The sequence below is a fragment of the Escherichia sp. WS1118 genome (assembly GCF_046487695.1).
Lineage (GTDB): Bacteria > Pseudomonadota > Gammaproteobacteria > Enterobacterales > Enterobacteriaceae > Escherichia > Escherichia coli.
In genome coordinates, this window is record NZ_JBJQIZ010000014.1 from 90,112 (window position 1) to 105,239 (window position 15,128).

At 53.1% G+C, this 15,128-nt stretch carries 14 protein-coding genes and 2 tRNA genes; 4 read left to right on the top strand and 12 right to left on the bottom strand.

The features are described from left to right. Positions 1-42: 42 nt before the first annotated feature. Entirely contained in the window at positions 43-2,064 is a 2,022-nt protein-coding gene (gene rep, locus ACJHYO_RS20370) for a DNA helicase Rep (RefSeq protein ID WP_089638565.1), read from the bottom strand. An 84-nt stretch (positions 2,065-2,148) separates the two neighbouring features. On the opposite strand from rep, the gene ppiC reads away from it, so the two are divergent. After that, complete coding sequence (gene ppiC / locus ACJHYO_RS20375; protein WP_001140253.1) at positions 2,149-2,430, top strand: peptidylprolyl isomerase PpiC; 282 nt, start codon at positions 2,149-2,151, stop codon at positions 2,428-2,430. A gap of 45 nt (positions 2,431-2,475) precedes the next feature. Here the strand turns inward: ppiC and ilvC are convergent, their stop codons facing one another. Continuing rightward, positions 2,476-3,951, bottom strand: a complete 1,476-nt coding sequence (gene ilvC, locus ACJHYO_RS20380) for a ketol-acid reductoisomerase (RefSeq protein WP_001296589.1) — start codon at positions 3,949-3,951, stop codon at positions 2,476-2,478. 149 nt (positions 3,952-4,100) lie between these two features. On the opposite strand from ilvC, the gene ilvY reads away from it, so the two are divergent. Next, a complete protein-coding gene (gene ilvY, locus ACJHYO_RS20385) occupies positions 4,101-4,991 on the top strand; it encodes an HTH-type transcriptional activator IlvY (RefSeq protein WP_000365764.1) in 891 nt (296 codons plus the stop codon). On the opposite strand, the gene ilvA is transcribed toward ilvY, so the two are convergent. From ilvA to ilvL, 7 genes are all read right to left on the bottom strand, one after another. Then, entirely contained in the window at positions 4,988-6,532 is a 1,545-nt protein-coding gene (gene ilvA, locus ACJHYO_RS20390; RefSeq protein ID WP_000785599.1) for a threonine ammonia-lyase, biosynthetic, read from the bottom strand. The genes ilvY and ilvA overlap by 4 nt on opposite strands. A 2-nt stretch (positions 6,533-6,534) precedes the next feature. Next, positions 6,535-8,385 carry a dihydroxy-acid dehydratase gene (ilvD, locus tag ACJHYO_RS20395; protein WP_001127372.1) on the bottom strand — a complete coding sequence of 617 codons (1,851 nt, stop codon included), beginning with the start codon at positions 8,383-8,385 and terminating at the stop codon, positions 6,535-6,537. A 64-nt stretch (positions 8,386-8,449) separates the two neighbouring features. Next, positions 8,450-9,379, bottom strand: coding sequence for a branched-chain-amino-acid transaminase (gene ilvE / locus ACJHYO_RS20400; protein WP_000208520.1), 930 nt, complete (start codon positions 9,377-9,379; stop codon positions 8,450-8,452). Positions 9,380-9,398: 19 nt separating this feature from the next. Further along, positions 9,399-9,662 carry an acetolactate synthase 2 small subunit gene (gene ilvM, locus ACJHYO_RS20405; protein WP_000983255.1) on the bottom strand — a complete coding sequence of 88 codons (264 nt, stop codon included), beginning with the start codon at positions 9,660-9,662 and terminating at the stop codon, positions 9,399-9,401. Then, complete coding sequence (ilvG, locus tag ACJHYO_RS20410) at positions 9,659-11,305, bottom strand: acetolactate synthase 2 catalytic subunit (RefSeq protein ID WP_085455613.1); 1,647 nt, start codon at positions 11,303-11,305, stop codon at positions 9,659-9,661. Before ilvG ends, ilvM begins: the two co-directional genes overlap by 4 nt. A gap of 2 nt (positions 11,306-11,307) precedes the next feature. After that, positions 11,308-11,358 (bottom strand): peptide IlvX, encoded by a 51-nt coding sequence (ilvX, locus tag ACJHYO_RS20415; protein WP_106378965.1) that lies wholly within the window; start codon positions 11,356-11,358, stop codon positions 11,308-11,310. An 86-nt stretch (positions 11,359-11,444) separates the two neighbouring features. Continuing rightward, positions 11,445-11,543 carry an ilv operon leader peptide gene (ilvL, locus tag ACJHYO_RS20420; protein WP_001311244.1) on the bottom strand — a complete coding sequence of 33 codons (99 nt, stop codon included), beginning with the start codon at positions 11,541-11,543 and terminating at the stop codon, positions 11,445-11,447. 352 nt (positions 11,544-11,895) lie between these two features. On the opposite strand from ilvL, the gene ACJHYO_RS20425 reads away from it, so the two are divergent. Then, positions 11,896-13,416 (top strand): YifB family Mg chelatase-like AAA ATPase, encoded by a 1,521-nt coding sequence (locus tag ACJHYO_RS20425; RefSeq protein WP_000058957.1) that lies wholly within the window; start codon positions 11,896-11,898, stop codon positions 13,414-13,416. 24 nt (positions 13,417-13,440) lie between these two features. Here ACJHYO_RS20425 and maoP read toward each other — a convergent pair whose 3' ends face one another. After that, positions 13,441-13,779 carry a macrodomain Ori organization protein MaoP gene (maoP, locus tag ACJHYO_RS20430; protein ID WP_000841001.1) on the bottom strand — a complete coding sequence of 113 codons (339 nt, stop codon included), beginning with the start codon at positions 13,777-13,779 and terminating at the stop codon, positions 13,441-13,443. A gap of 118 nt (positions 13,780-13,897) precedes the next feature. Between maoP and hdfR the strand changes: the two genes are divergently transcribed. Next, a complete protein-coding gene (gene hdfR, locus ACJHYO_RS20435; RefSeq protein ID WP_000379257.1) occupies positions 13,898-14,737 on the top strand; it encodes an HTH-type transcriptional regulator HdfR in 840 nt (279 codons plus the stop codon). Positions 14,738-14,832: 95 nt separating this feature from the next. Here the strand turns inward: hdfR and ACJHYO_RS20440 are convergent. After that, positions 14,833-14,908, bottom strand: a tRNA-Trp gene (locus ACJHYO_RS20440). A gap of 8 nt (positions 14,909-14,916) precedes the next feature. Next, positions 14,917-14,993: transfer RNA gene (locus ACJHYO_RS20445), tRNA-Asp, on the bottom strand. Between the last annotated feature and the right edge of the window lie 135 nt (positions 14,994-15,128).

The following is a 15,128-nucleotide window of genomic DNA, read 5'->3' on the forward strand; positions in this document are numbered from 1 at the left end:
TAAGTGCCGGATGCGATGCTGACACATCTTTTCCGGCCTTGATTATTTCCCTCGTTTTGCTGCCATCATCGCTTTCAGATTTGCCAAATGACTTTGCCCTTTCAGCATCCGTTCTTCGGCGCTGACCACTTTGCGCTCCTGTTCCCAAATCAAATCATCCTGCGGCAGCTCCAGCAGGAAGCGGCTCGGCTCCGGGCGCACCAGTTCGCCGTACTGACGGCGTTCTTTACACAGCGTAAAGGTCAATTCCTTCTGGGCGCGGGTAATGCCGACATAGGCCAGCCGCCGCTCCTCATCAATATTGTCTTCATCGATGCTGCTCTGGTGGGGCAAAAACCCTTCTTCCATACCAACCATGTAGACATAGGGAAACTCCAGCCCTTTCGACGCGTGCAGAGTCATCAGTTGCACCTGATCCAGCTCTTCCTCGCTCTCGCCGCGCTCCATCATGTCGCGCAAAGTAAAGCGCGTCACCACCTGGGTGAGCGTCATCGGCTCATCCAGTTCGCTGCCTTCGAGCATCTCCGTCATCCAGCTAAACAGTTGGTTGACGTTCTTCATGCGCATTTCGGCGGCTTTCGGGCTGGGCGATGTTTCGTACAGCCAGGATTCATAATCCATGCCGTGGATCAGATCACGCACCGCGGCAATCGGCTCCCGCTCCGCCAGACGCTGGATTTCCGCCAACCAGTGAGTGAAGCGGGTCAATGCTTCATAACCACGTCCGCTCAGGGTCTGACTCAGGCCCATATCAAAGCTGGCGGTAAACATGCTTTTATTGCGCGTCATCGCCCATTCACCTAGCTTTTTCAGCGTCGCCGGGCCAATCTCTCGCTTCGGCGTGTTAACGATACGCAGAAATGCGCTGTCATCGTCCGGGTTAGTCAGCACGCGCAGATAAGCCAGCAAGTCCTTGATTTCAGGACGAGAGAAAAACGACGTACCGCCAGATATTTTGTACGGGATGCGGTTTTGCATCAGGAATTTTTCAAATACCCGCGACTGATGGTTGCCGCGATAAAGAATGGCGTAATCTTTGTACTGCGTTTTATTGACGAAGTGATGGGCGATCAGCTCGCCGGTGACGCGCTCGGCTTCATGTTCCTCGTTATTCGCGCTTAATACTTTAAGTTCAGCGCCGTAACCCAGCTCAGAAAAGAGTCGCTTTTCAAAGACATGCGGGTTATTAGCGATAAGAATATTCGCTGCTTTCAGGATACGCCCGGAAGAACGGTAGTTTTGCTCCAGCTTAACCACCTGCAGCGCCGGAAAATCTTTGCTCAACAGGACCAGGTTCTGCGGACGTGCGCCGCGCCATGAATAGATTGACTGATCGTCATCACCCACCACGGTAAAACGCGCACGCTTTCCTACCAACAGCTTAACCAGTTCGTACTGGCTGGTATTGGTGTCCTGATACTCATCCACCAGCAGATAACGAATTTTATTCTGCCAGCGCTCACGCACCTCTTCATTACGTTGAAGCAGTAGCGTCGGTAGCAGAATCAGATCATCGAAATCCAGCACATTGCACGCCTTCATATGCGCGTCGTACAGGCCGTAACAGTGGGCAAAAATACGGTCGCGCTCGCCTTTGGCGCTGGCTGCCGCCTGCACCGGGGTCATAAGATCGTTTTTCCAGTTGGAGATCGTCGAGATCAATTGCTGAAGTATGAGCTTATCATCTTCGATAAGCCCGTCAGTCAACTCCTTCAGCAGCGCCACCTGATCGGTATCATCAAACAGTGAGAAGTTCGACTTCATCCCCAACGCCGCATATTCGCGCTTGATAATATCCAGCCCAAGCGTGTGGAAGGTGGAGATCATCAACCCTCGCGCCTCTTTGCGCCCCAGCGTCTGCGCCACACGCTCTTTCATCTCGCGCGCCGCTTTGTTGGTAAAGGTGACTGCCGCAATATGCCGCGCCTGATAGCCGCAACCACGAATCAGGTGAGCGATTTTATTGGTGATCACTCGCGTCTTACCGGAACCCGCCCCCGCCAGCACCAGGCAAGGTCCGGTGACGAATTCGACGGCTTGTTGTTGTCCGGGGTTTAAACGCATACAGATCACTCAATGAAAGTAGGGAGGGGAAATTTAGAGCATGGTAGTATAGCCAGCCTCAACCACCCCACTCAAGGCACGATCATGGCAAAAACAGCAGCAGCACTGCATATCCTTGTTAAAGAAGAGAAACTGGCTCTGGATCTTCTGGAGCAGATTAAGAACGGTGCCGACTTCAGTAAACTGGCGAAAAAACACTCCATCTGCCCGTCAGGCAAACGCGGCGGTGATTTAGGTGAATTCCGCCAGGGCCAGATGGTTCCGGCGTTCGATAAAGTGGTGTTCTCCTGCCCGGTGCTGGAGCCAACGGGTCCACTGCACACGCAATTCGGTTACCACATCATTAAAGTGCTGTACCGTAACTAACAGAAAGGCCTTCTCCGGGAGAAGGCCTTGAACTCTGAATCGCTATTAACCCGCAACAGCAATACGTTTCATATCCGTCATATAGCCGCGCAGTTTCTTACCTACCTGCTCAATCGCATGGCTGCGAATCGCTTCATTTACATCACGCAGCTGCGCGTTATCTACCGCACCTTCCGGAATAGCTTTACCCAGGTCGCCCGGTTGCAGCTCTGCCATAAACGGTTTCAGCAGTGGCACACAAGCGTAAGAGAACAGATAGTTACCGTACTCGGCAGTATCGGAGATAACCACGTTCATTTCGTACAGACGCTTACGGGCGATGGTGTTGGCAATCAGCGGCAGTTCGTGCAGTGATTCATAGTAAGCAGATTCTTCGATGATGCCGGAATCAACCATGGTTTCAAACGCCAACTCAACGCCTGCTTTTACCATCGCGATCATCAGTACGCCTTTATCGAAGTACTCCTGTTCACCGATTTTGCCTTCATACTGCGGCGCGGTTTCGAATGCGGTTTTGCCAGTCTCTTCACGCCAGGTCAGCAGTTTCTTATCGTCGTTGGCCCAGTCAGCCATCATGCCGGAGGAGAATTCGCCGGAGATGATGTCGTCCATATGTTTCTGGAACAGCGGCGCCATGATCTCTTTCAGTTGCTCAGAAAGCGCGTAAGCACGCAGTTTCGCCGGGTTAGAAAGACGGTCCATCATCAGGGTGATGCCGCCCTGTTTCAGCGCTTCGGTGATGGTTTCCCAACCGAACTGAATCAGTTTTTCTGCGTATGCCGGATCGGTGCCTTCTTCCACCAGCTTGTCGAAGCACAGCAGAGAACCAGCTTGCAACATACCGCACAGGATGGTTTGCTCGCCCATCAGGTCAGATTTCACTTCCGCAACGAAAGAGGATTCCAGAACGCCCGCACGGTGACCGCCGGTTGCAGCCGCCCATGCTTTAGCGATCGCCATGCCTTCGCCTTTCGGATCGTTTTCCGGGTGAACGGCAATCAGCGTCGGTACGCCGAATCCACGTTTGTACTCTTCACGTACTTCGGTGCCAGGGCATTTCGGCGCAACCATTACGACGGTGATGTCTTTACGGATCTGCTCACCCACTTCTACGATATTGAAACCATGAGAGTAGCCCAGCGCCGCGCCGTCTTTCATCAGCGGCTGAACGGAACGCACTACGTCAGAGTGCTGCTTGTCTGGCGTCAGGTTAACCACCAGATCCGCCTGCGGGATCAGTTCTTCGTAAGTACCCACTTTAAAACCGTTTTCGGTCGCTTTACGCCAGGATGCGCGCTTTTCGGCAATCGCTTCTTTACGCAGAGCGTAGGAAATATCCAGACCAGAATCACGCATGTTCAGGCCCTGGTTCAGACCCTGTGCGCCACAGCCGACGATGACTACTTTTTTACCCTGAAGGTAGCTCGCGCCATCGGCGAATTCATCGCGCCCCATAAAGCGACATTTGCCCAGCTGTGCCAGCTGCTGGCGCAGATTCAGTGTATTGAAGTAGTTAGCCATGGTGATTCCTCGTGATGTTGTGCTTCTTATTGTTCGGTTCGCGTTTGCGAGATTGAATTCACTATATGACAGGAAATTTATTGCGGAAATTGATATATTCACAACGTCACATTGCAATTTCTGCAACGTCAACATTAAGGGCTGCGCCATTGGATTTACGCGATCTGAAAACCTTCCTGCATCTGGCGGAAAGCCGCCATTTTGGCCGCAGCGCGCGGGCAATGCACGTTAGCCCGTCCACGCTCTCTCGGCAGATTCAGCGCCTGGAAGACGATCTCGGTCAGCCGCTGTTTGTGCGCGATAACCGCACGGTAACGCTAACCGAAGCAGGCGAAGAACTGCGCGTTTTCGCCCAGCAAACGCTGTTGCAGTATCAACAGCTGCGCCACACCATCGATCAGCAAGGACCGTCGCTCTCTGGCGAATTACATATCTTCTGCTCGGTGACCGCTGCCTACAGCCATCTGCCGCCGATTCTCGATCGCTTCCGCGCGGAACACCCGTCGGTGGAGATTAAACTCACGACTGGTGATGCGGCAGATGCGATGGAAAAGGTCGTCACTGGCGAAGCGGATCTGGCGATTGCCGGGAAGCCGGAAACCTTGCCCGGCGCAGTGGCATTTTCGATGCTGGAGAATCTGGCAGTAGTGCTGATTGCCCCCGCGCTACCCTGCCCGGTGCGTAATCAGGTCTCGGCAGAGAAGCCGGACTGGTCTACAGTACCGTTTATCATGGCCGATCAGGGACCGGTGCGCCGGCGCATTGAACTGTGGTTTCGACGCAACAAAATCAGCAACCCGATGATTTACGCTACGGTCGGCGGGCATGAAGCGATGGTGTCGATGGTAGCGCTCGGCTGTGGCGTGGCCTTGTTGCCGGAAGTGGTGCTGGAAAACAGCCCGGAACCGGTGCGTAACCGCGTGATGATTTTAGAGCGCAGTGATGAGAAAACGCCGTTTGAACTGGGCGTGTGTGTGCAGAAAAAGCGGCTACATGAGCCGCTGATTGAGGCATTCTGGAAGATTTTGCCGAACCATTAACCCGCCAAAAAGAACCTGAACGCCGGGTTATTGGTTTCGTCGTGGCAATCGTAACCCAACTCATTCAACCGGGTTTCGAAATCCGGTTCATGGTCGCCAAGTTCGAACGCCGCCAGTACGCGCCCGTAGTCGGTGCCATGGCTGCGATAGTGGAACAAAGAAATGTTCCAGTGCGTACCCAGCGTGTTGAGGAAGCGCAACAGCGCGCCCGGCGATTCCGGGAATTCGAAGCTGTAGAGGCGTTCCTGCAACGGATGCGATGGACGCCCGCCGACCATATAGCGCACATGCAGCTTCGCCATTTCGTCGTCGGAGAGATCCACTACGCTGTAGCCGCCATCGTTGAGCATCTGCAAAATTTCTTTGCGCTCTTCGAGACCACGGCTCAGGCGCACACCAACAAAAATGCAGGCGTTTTTGGCATCGGCAAAACGGTAGTTGAACTCGGTGACCGAGCGCCCGCCAAGCAGCTGGCAGAACTTCAGGAAGCTGCCCTTCTCTTCCGGGATGGTTACCGCCAGCAACGCTTCACGCTGTTCGCCCAGTTCGCAACGTTCCGAGACGTAGCGCAGGCCGTGAAAGTTCACGTTAGCACCAGAAAGAATATGCGCCAGCCGCTCACCGCGAATGTTGTGCTGGGCGATATATTTTTTCATTCCCGCCAGTGCCAGCGCGCCAGAGGGTTCCGCCACCGCGCGCACATCTTCGAACAGGTCTTTCATCGCCGCACATATGGCATCGCTATCGACGGTGATGATGTCGTCGAGATACTCCTGGCATAAACGGAAGGTTTCGTCGCCGATGCGTTTCACCGCAACACCTTCGGCAAACAGCCCCACGCGTGGCAGATCAACCGGATGACCTGCATCCAGCGCCGCTTTCAGGCAGGCGGAGTCTTCCGCTTCCACGGCAATCACTTTGATTTGCGGCATCAGTTGTTTGATCAGTACCGCCACGCCCGCCGCCAGACCGCCGCCGCCGACTGGCACAAATACGCGGTCGAGATGGGCGTCCTGCTGGAGCAGTTCCAGCGCCAGCGTGCCTTGCCCGGCGATCACCATCGGATGGTCGAACGGCGGTACCCAGGTGAAACCCTGCTGCTGTGACAGTTCGATCGCTTTCGCTTTCGCTTCATCGAAATTTGCGCCGTGAAGCAGCACTTCGCCGCCAAAGCCGCGCACCGCGTCGACTTTGATATCGGCGGTGGCGGTTGGCATGACGATCAGCGCCTTCACGCCTAACCGTGCGGAAGAAAACGCGACGCCCTGCGCGTGGTTACCCGCAGAAGCGGTAATCACGCCGTGCGCTTTCTGTTCTTCCGTCAGGCCCGCCATCATGGCGTATGCGCCACGAAGCTTAAAGCTGTGCACTGGCTGGCGATCTTCGCGCTTCACCAGAATCACGTTATCAAGACGCGACGAGAGTTTTTCCATTTTTTGTAGCGGCGTGACCTGCGCCGCTTCGTAGACCGGCGCGCGCAGCACCGCTCTTAAATATTCGGCGCCTTCCGGGGCGCCGGAGAGAGGTTGTGAGTCTGCCATCATTAACCCCCCAGTTTCGATTTATCACGCACCGCGCCTTTGTCGGCGCTGGTTGCCAGGCTGGCGTAGGCACGCAGCGCAAAGGAAACCTGACGTTCACGATTTTTCGGTGTCCAGGCTTTGTTGCCACGAGCTTCCTGCGCTTCACGACGCGCCGCCAGTTCGGCATCGCTTACCTGTAACTGAATGCCACGGTTCGGAATGTCGATAGCGATCAGGTCACCATCTTCAATCAGGCCAATGCTGCCGCCACTTGCCGCTTCCGGTGAGACGTGGCCGATGGAAAGACCAGAGGTGCCGCCAGAGAAACGACCGTCGGTGATCAGCGCACAGGCTTTACCGAGACCCATTGATTTCAGGAAACTGGTTGGGTAGAGCATTTCCTGCATCCCCGGACCGCCTTTCGGGCCTTCATAGCGAATTACTACCACATCTCCGGCGACAACTTTACCGCCGAGAATCGCTTCTACCGCGTCGTCCTGGCTTTCGTAGACTTTCGCCGGGCCAGTGAATTTGAGGATGCTGTCATCGACGCCTGCGGTTTTAACGATGCAGCCGTTTTCTGCGAAATTACCGTAGAGCACCGCCAGGCCGCCGTCTTTGCTGTAGGCGTGTTCCAGCGAGCGGATACAGCCATTGGAGCGATCGTCGTCCAGCGTATCCCAGCGGCAATCCTGCGAGAATGCCTGTGTAGTACGAATGCCCGCCGGGCCAGCGCGGAACATATTTTTTACCGCATCATCCTGGGTCACGATGATGTCGTATTGTTCCAGCGTTTGCGGCAACGTCAGGCCAAGTACATTTTTCACATCACGGTTCAGTAACCCCGCACGATCCAGCTCGCCGAGAATACCGATAACACCACCAGCACGGTGAACATCTTCCATATGGTATTTTTGGGTGCTCGGCGCAACTTTACACAGCTGCGGTACTTTGCGGGAGAGCTTATCGATATCACTCATGGTGAAGTCGATTTCCGCTTCCTGCGCCGCCGCCAGTAGGTGAAGAACGGTGTTGGTAGAGCCGCCCATCGCGATATCCAGCGTCATGGCGTTTTCAAACGCCGCCTTACTGGCGATGTTACGCGGCAGTGCGCTTTCATCATCCTGTTCGTAGTAACGTTTGGTCAATTCAACAATGCGTTTACCAGCATTGAGGAACAGTTGCTTGCGATCAGCGTGGGTTGCCAGCAGCGAGCCGTTGCCCGGCTGCGACAGGCCCAGCGCTTCGGTCAGGCAGTTCATTGAGTTAGCAGTAAACATCCCGGAGCAGGAACCGCAGGTTGGGCAGGCGGATCGTTCAACCTGATCGCTCTGGGAGTCAGAAACTTTCGGGTCTGCGCCCTGGATCATCGCATCAACCAGATCGAGTTTGATGATCTGATCGGACAGCTTGGTTTTCCCGGCCTCCATCGGGCCGCCGGAAACAAAGATCACCGGAATATTCAGGCGCAGGGAAGCCATCAGCATCCCCGGGGTGATTTTGTCGCAGTTAGAGATGCAGACCATGGCGTCGGCGCAGTGGGCGTTGACCATATATTCAACGGAATCAGCGATCAGTTCGCGAGATGGCAGTGAATAAAGCATGCCCCCGTGGCCCATAGCGATCCCATCATCCACCGCAATGGTGTTGAACTCTTTGGCAACGCCGCCAGCCGCTTCAATTTGTTCGGCAACCAGTTTACCGAGATCGCGTAGATGGACGTGACCCGGTACAAATTGGGTGAACGAGTTCACAACCGCGATAATCGGCTTACCGAAATCGGCGTCGGTCATTCCGGTGGCGCGCCACAGCGCACGAGCACCCGCCATATTACGACCATGAGTGGTGGTGGCGGAACGGTACTTAGGCATACTTTATTTACTCCCAGTGTCTGTCTCGTAAATGGGACGGTGCGTGCCGTCCCATTTTTTGTATTTATTGATTAACTTGATCTAACCAGCCCCATTTATCTTCGGTTTCGCCAGTGAAGAGGCCGAAGAAGGCTTGCTGAATGCGTTTGGTAACCGGGCCACAACGGCCTTCGCCAACCTGAATACCGTCTACGCTGCGCACTGGCGTGATTTCTGCCGCCGTACCGGACATAAACACTTCATCCGCCAGGTACAGGGATTCGCGCGACAGCACCTGCTCACGCACTTCAATTCCCAGCTCTTTTGCCAGTTTGATGATGGCATCACGGGTAATACCCGGCAGCGCGGATGAGGTGAACGGTGGGGTGAACAGCACGCCGTCTTTCACTTCAAACAGGTTTTCGCCTGCGCCTTCAGAGATGTAACCATTCACATCCAACGCGATACCTTCCTGATAACCGTGGCGGCGCGCTTCGCTACCCACCAGCAGGGAAGAGAGGTAGTTACCACCGGCTTTTGCCGCCGTCGGGATGGTGTTTGGTGCTGCGCGGTTCCAGGAGGAAACCATCGCATCGATCCCCTGCTCCAGCGCTTCTGCGCCCAGATACGCTCCCCACGGGAAAGCGGCGATAATCACGTCGGTTGAGTATCCCGCTGGCGGGTTTACGCCCATGCCAACATCACCAACGAAGATCAGCGGACGGATATAGGCGCTGGTGAGATTGTTTTTGCGGATCACGTCGCGACAAGCTTCCATCAGCTCATCAATGCTCTGCGAAACCGGGAAACGATAGATTTTGGCGGAGTCATGCAGACGCTGCATATGCTCACGATGGCGGAATACAACCGGTCCTTTGTGCGAGTCGTAGCAACGGATGCCTTCAAAAACCGAGGTGCCATAGTGCAGCGCGTGCGACATCACATGCACCTTCGCGTCTTCCCAGCGAACCATCTCCCCATTGAACCAAATGTAATCAGCTTTCTTCGTGGTCATTTTTATATTCCTTTTGCGCTCAGGCGCGGATTTGTTGTGATGTGGTTGTGCTCTGGCAGATAGCAACGTGTGCGACGTCCACCAGTTTATTTAACTGACTAAACAGTAAGTCGACCGACCGTGGGCTGGCAACGGTCAATTCGATATTTATATTTTGTGCATCGCTGGCGGCGGCCATATTCATTGAGCAGACGTGGAAACCACGATGACGCACCACGCGTAAAACACGTTCTAAGGTTTCCGGATTGAAGCGAGCCGATACATTGACCTGATGTTGCATCATGATAATTTCTCCAACATTTCAGAATTACTGGCACCAGGCGGCACCAGCGGCCAGACGTTCTCAAATTCGTCGATTGAGACATGAAGCAGGTATGGCCCATCACTGTTCAGCATGGTGTCGAGTGCCGCTTCAACCTGGTCTTTATGGGTGATGTGTTGGCCAGGGATGCCGAAGGCGCTGGCTAACATGAGGAAATCGGGGTTATCGGTAAGGGTGGTTTCGCTGTATCGTTCCTGGAAAAACAGTTGCTGCCATTGTCGAACCATCCCTAACCGTTGGTTATCGAGTAAGACGATTTTCAACGGTAACTGCTTGCGTTTTACGGTGCCCAGCTCTTGCACATTCATCATGAAAGAGCCGTCACCGGAGATACAGACGACAGTATCGTTCGGTCGCGCGACTTGTGCGCCAACCGCCGCCGGTAAACCGAAACCCATGGTGCCTAAGCCGCTGGAGGTGATGAAGTTTTCCGGGCGAGTGTGGACGATGTGCTGGGCAGCCCACATCTGGTGCTGCCCCACATCTGTGGTCACGATGCAATCAGCAGGTTTACGATCCGACAGTTGTTTTAACAACAACGGCGCGTAGATAGCGTCACCAGGATGGTCGTAACGCCAGACATGTTCATCACGCAGTTGCGCGCAGTGTTGCTGCCAGTCATCGATATTTAACGGCTGCTGTAATGCTGGTAACAGAGCATTTAAATCACCCTGTAATGCCACATGTGCCTGACGCAGCTTGTTCATTTCTGCCGGATCGATATCCATATGGATAACGCTGGCGTGTGGTGCGAAGGTGTTCAGTTTGCCAGTCACCCGGTCATCAAAACGTGCGCCCACGGCGATCAGTAGATCGCACTCCTGCACTGCGAAGTTCGCCGCTTTGGTGCCGTGCATCCCCAGCATGCCCAGATAGTACGGATAATCTGCTTCTACTGCGCCCAGCCCTTTCAACGTACAGGTGGCAGGCATTTTTGTGGCAGCGAGAAATTCACGCAAAGCCGAAACTGCCTGCGCCATGCCCACGCCACCGCCAACGTACAGCATCGGTTTTTGCGCTTTTGCCAGCATCTGACGCGCTTGCTCGACTTCGGCATGTGAGAAAGTCACTTCGTTTTCAACAGTGGTGAACCACGGTTCCAGATCGCCGCTGGCTAACTGGATATCTTTTGGAATATCGACCAAAACCGGACCAGGACGACCAGAGCTGGCGACGTCAAACGCTTCGGCCATGATACGCGGTAACTCTTCCAGTGATTGCACCAGGAAACTGTGCTTGGTGCAGGCTAACGACAACCCCAGAATATCCACCTCCTGAAATGCGTCAGTGCCGATAAACGGTGCGGATACCTGACCGGTGATAGCAACAACGGGGATGGAATCTAACAGCGCGTCCGCAAGCCCGGTTATCAGGTTGGTTGCACCTGGGCCAGACGTGGCGATGCAAACGCCAGTTTTGCCGGTAGCACGGGCATAACCGATAGCCGCCATTGCTGCACCTTGCTCGTGTCGGCACAGCAAGTGTTCCACGCCACCGTCATACAATGCATCGTAAACCGGCATAATTGCGCCACCCGGATAACCGAAAACGGTGTTCACACCCTGTGCCCGCAACGCATGTACCACCCACTGTGCGCCATTCATAGTTAGTTCCCCGCCCTGAATCTTGAGAAACAGAATTTTGTGCTGTTATTCATTGTCTGCTCCTCAGTTATGTTTTTAAGGTCAAAAAAAACCCCCGGACCTTTCGGTGCGGGGGTCTTAGTTCGTTAAGGCTTGATCTCTAAGCCTTTCCTCGTCCAAGTGCAGCCCCGCACGGTGGGATAATAATCACCACCACGCTAATCACGACCAGGCTAATCACTCGTAGAAGGGCTGTCATTTTGTCTTTTCTTGCATCTTGTTCGAAGGAATGCCTAAAGAGTTACCATAGATTTTGCGAATAGCACAAGATATTTTTTGGCCGATTTTTATGATGTCTTTAATAATTTCAAGAGAAATTGTTGTTTTTTAAAAAGAAAATAGTGAGTGAAAAAAATTCAATTTCAGTATGAATGTTGTTCCCTTCCTCGTAGTTCATCCTTTGCCCGCTGCATTTTTGCGAGCATCATTCCACCGCCAGAACAACTCAACTTCACTTGCACAAATAAACAGGAATCAGCCACTAAAATTCACGAATTAGCGGGCTACAGCAGCGATATCTTATGCACATAATGGTGACTCAAGGAGGGCTTATGTCACTGTCAATTGTTCATACCCGCGCAGCCCTGGGAGTAAATGCGCCCCCAATCACTGTTGAGGTACATATCAGTAAAGGTCTACCAGGCTTAACGATGGTGGGCTTACCAGAAACAACGGTAAAAGAAGCTCGCGATCGCGTGCGCAGCGCCATTATCAATAGCGGATATGAATATCCGGCGAAAAAAATCACCATCAACCTTGCTCCAGCCGATCTGCCAAAAGAAGGGGGACGATATGATTTGCCTATCGCTATTGCGTTACTGGCGGCCTCAGAACAGCTTACAGCCAATAAGTTAGATGAATATGAATTAGTCGGAGAACTGGCGCTTACAGGCGCTCTGCGTGGCGTTCCCGGCGCAATCTCCAGTGCAACTGAAGCTATTAAGTCGGGCAGAAAAATTATCGTCGCGAAAGATAACGAAGATGAAGTGGGGCTAATTAACGGTGAAGGATGCCTGATAGCCGATCATCTGCAGGCTGTCTGCGCGTTTCTGGAAGGTAAGCACGCTCTCGAACACCCGAAACCAACTAATGCAGTATCCCGGGCGCTACAACATGATCTCAGTGATGTTGTCGGTCAGGAGCAAGGAAAGCGAGGACTGGAAATTACCGCCGCTGGCGGGCACAACCTTTTACTGATTGGACCGCCGGGAACAGGTAAAACAATGCTCGCCAGCCGTATTAATGGCCTTTTGCCAGATTTAAGCAATGAAGAGGCACTGGAGAGCGCTGCGATATTAAGTCTGGTAAATGCTGAATCAGTACAAAAACAATGGCGGCAGCGCCCGTTCCGCTCACCTCATCACAGTGCGTCGTTAACTGCGATGGTGGGCGGTGGTGCAATTCCAGGGCCAGGTGAAATTTCGCTGGCGCATAACGGCGTGCTTTTTCTTGATGAGCTACCTGAATTTGAACGGCGTACACTGGATGCCTTGCGAGAGCCGATTGAATCCGGGCAGATCCATCTTTCACGCACACGAGCAAAAATAACCTATCCAGCCCGTTTCCAGCTTGTCGCGGCAATGAATCCCAGCCCTACCGGACATTATCAGGGAAACCATAACCGCTGCACACCAGAACAGACATTACGTTATCTCAACCGGCTCTCGGGGCCCTTTCTCGACCGCTTCGATCTCTCACTGGAGATCCCATTACCGCCCCCCGGCATTTTGAGTAAAACGGTAGTGCCGGGAGAAAACAGCACCACCGTTAAACAACGTGTAATGGCCGCCAGAGAGCGCCAATTTAAGCGGCAGAATAAACTGAACGCCTGGCTGGATAATCCGGAAATACGCCAATTCTGCAAGCTTGAAAGCGAAGATGCGCAGTGGCTGGAAGAAACGCTGATCCATCTGGGGTTATCGATTCGTGCCTGGCAGCGGTTATTGAAAGTTGCACGAACCATTGCTGATATTGATCAGTCTGACATTATCACACGTCAGCATTTGCAGGAGGCAGTTAGCTATCGTGCGATTGACCGTTTGCTCATCCATCTGCAAAAACTACTGACATAAAAAAAGGGCATTTCGCCCTTTTTATTAATCGTCAGAATCGGTGTAGTCTTCAGCACCTTCAACCTGCGGTTTACCGCCGGAAAGGGTGTGAAAACGTTTTGGACGCTTGATACGCGTCATATACTTGGACCACACGCGTTCTGCTTCTGTCACTGGTTCACGTTCGCCACGGCATACTGCTACGAAGAGTTTCTCTTCCTCGGTAACCGGCTCGCGTTTGCCAAGATCCAACTCATTGAAGGCATAACCATGACGCTCAAGCAGTTGTGCCTCTTTGATGGTGAAGTCACCATGACGAGAGAATCCACGTGGATAATGTTTATTGTCGAAATATCGATTAGTCGTCGTAAAGCTTTCCGCCATCCTGCACGCTCCTAATTCTTTGACCGAGCTAGTTATGGCGCGGAGTATTAGTTACGCTTGACAGAGTGTAAAACAAAACATTTAAATCATAACGACAAATAATTTTGCGGAGAGCACTGTGGATACGGAATTGTTAAAAACTTTCCTGGAAGTTAGCCGAACGCGTCACTTTGGTCGAGCGGCTGAATCGCTCTATCTGACCCAATCAGCCGTGAGCTTTCGAATCAGACAACTGGAAAATCAACTGGGTGTGAATCTTTTCACCCGCCACAGAAACAATATCCGTTTAACCGCTGCCGGAGAAAAGCTTCTGCCTTATGCAGAAACGCTCATGAGCACCTGGCAGGCCGCCCGCAAGGAGGTGGCGCATACCTCACGACATAATGAGTTTTCTATCGGTGCCAGCGCCTCGCTGTGGGAGTGTATGCTTAATCAGTGGCTGGGACGCTTGTATCAAAATCAGGATGTCCATACAGGCTTACAGTTCGAAGCGCGAATTGCCCAACGGCAGTCTCTGGTAAAACAGTTGCATGAACGCCAGCTTGATCTTCTTATTACAACTGAAGCCCCCAAAATGGACGAATTTTGTAGTCAGTTGCTGGGGTATTTCACTTTAGCGCTTTATACCAGTGCCCCTTCTAAACTAAAGGGAGATCTTAACTATCTGCGACTAGAGTGGGGGCCAGACTTTCAACAGCATGAGGCAGGTTTGATCGGTGCTGACGAAGTTCCCATTCTGACAACCAGTTCTGCTGAACTGGCACAGCAACAGATTGCGATGCTTAATGGTTGCACCTGGCTACCCGTCAGTTGGGCACGTAAAAAAGGCGGCCTGCATACCGTTGTCGATAGCACAACACTTTCACGGCCGCTTTATGCCATATGGCTACAAAATAGCGATAAAAATGCGTTGATTCGCGATCTATTGAAAATTAACGTGCTGGATGAAGTGTATTAATCTGAATGGCTGGCAAGGATGCCGGTAGAAGGATTTACTTCGGAGAGGGTTATTTCAGATAAAAAAAATCCTTAGCTTTCGCTAAGGATGATTTCTGGCAGGGGCGGAGAGACTCGAACTCCCAACACCCGGTTTTGGAGACCGGTGCTCTACCAATTGAACTACGCCCCTAATTAGGGTGGCGGAACGGACGGGACTCGAACCCGCGACCCCCTGCGTGACAGGCAGGTATTCTAACCGACTGAACTACCGCTCCACCGAATTCTTTTACAACCACCGGTTTATGACCGGCTTACTGCTAAATTTGATGCCTGGCAGTTCCCTACTCTCGCATGGGGAGACCCCACACTACCATCGGCGCTACGGCGTTTCACTTCTGAGTTCGGCATGG

What these genes read in the sequence shown, in the direction of transcription:
- rep (WP_089638565.1), bottom strand. Translation starts at nt 2,064, where the DNA reads ATGCGTTTAAACCCCGGACAACAACAAGCCGTCGAATTCGTCACCGGA.
- ppiC (WP_001140253.1), top strand. Translation starts at nt 2,149, where the DNA reads ATGGCAAAAACAGCAGCAGCACTGCATATCCTTGTTAAAGAAGAGAAA.
- ilvC (WP_001296589.1), bottom strand. Translation starts at nt 3,951, where the DNA reads ATGGCTAACTACTTCAATACACTGAATCTGCGCCAGCAGCTGGCACAG.
- ilvA (WP_000785599.1), bottom strand. Translation starts at nt 6,532, where the DNA reads ATGGCAGACTCACAACCTCTCTCCGGCGCCCCGGAAGGCGCCGAATAT.
- ilvD (WP_001127372.1), bottom strand. Translation starts at nt 8,385, where the DNA reads ATGCCTAAGTACCGTTCCGCCACCACCACTCATGGTCGTAATATGGCG.
- ilvE (WP_000208520.1), bottom strand. Translation starts at nt 9,379, where the DNA reads ATGACCACGAAGAAAGCTGATTACATTTGGTTCAATGGGGAGATGGTT.
- ilvM (WP_000983255.1), bottom strand. Translation starts at nt 9,662, where the DNA reads ATGATGCAACATCAGGTCAATGTATCGGCTCGCTTCAATCCGGAAACC.
- ilvG (WP_085455613.1), bottom strand. Translation starts at nt 11,305, where the DNA reads ATGAATGGCGCACAGTGGGTGGTACATGCGTTGCGGGCACAGGGTGTG.
- ilvL (WP_001311244.1), bottom strand. Translation starts at nt 11,543, where the DNA reads ATGACAGCCCTTCTACGAGTGATTAGCCTGGTCGTGATTAGCGTGGTG.
- ACJHYO_RS20425 (WP_000058957.1), top strand. Translation starts at nt 11,896, where the DNA reads ATGTCACTGTCAATTGTTCATACCCGCGCAGCCCTGGGAGTAAATGCG.
- maoP (WP_000841001.1), bottom strand. Translation starts at nt 13,779, where the DNA reads ATGGCGGAAAGCTTTACGACGACTAATCGATATTTCGACAATAAACAT.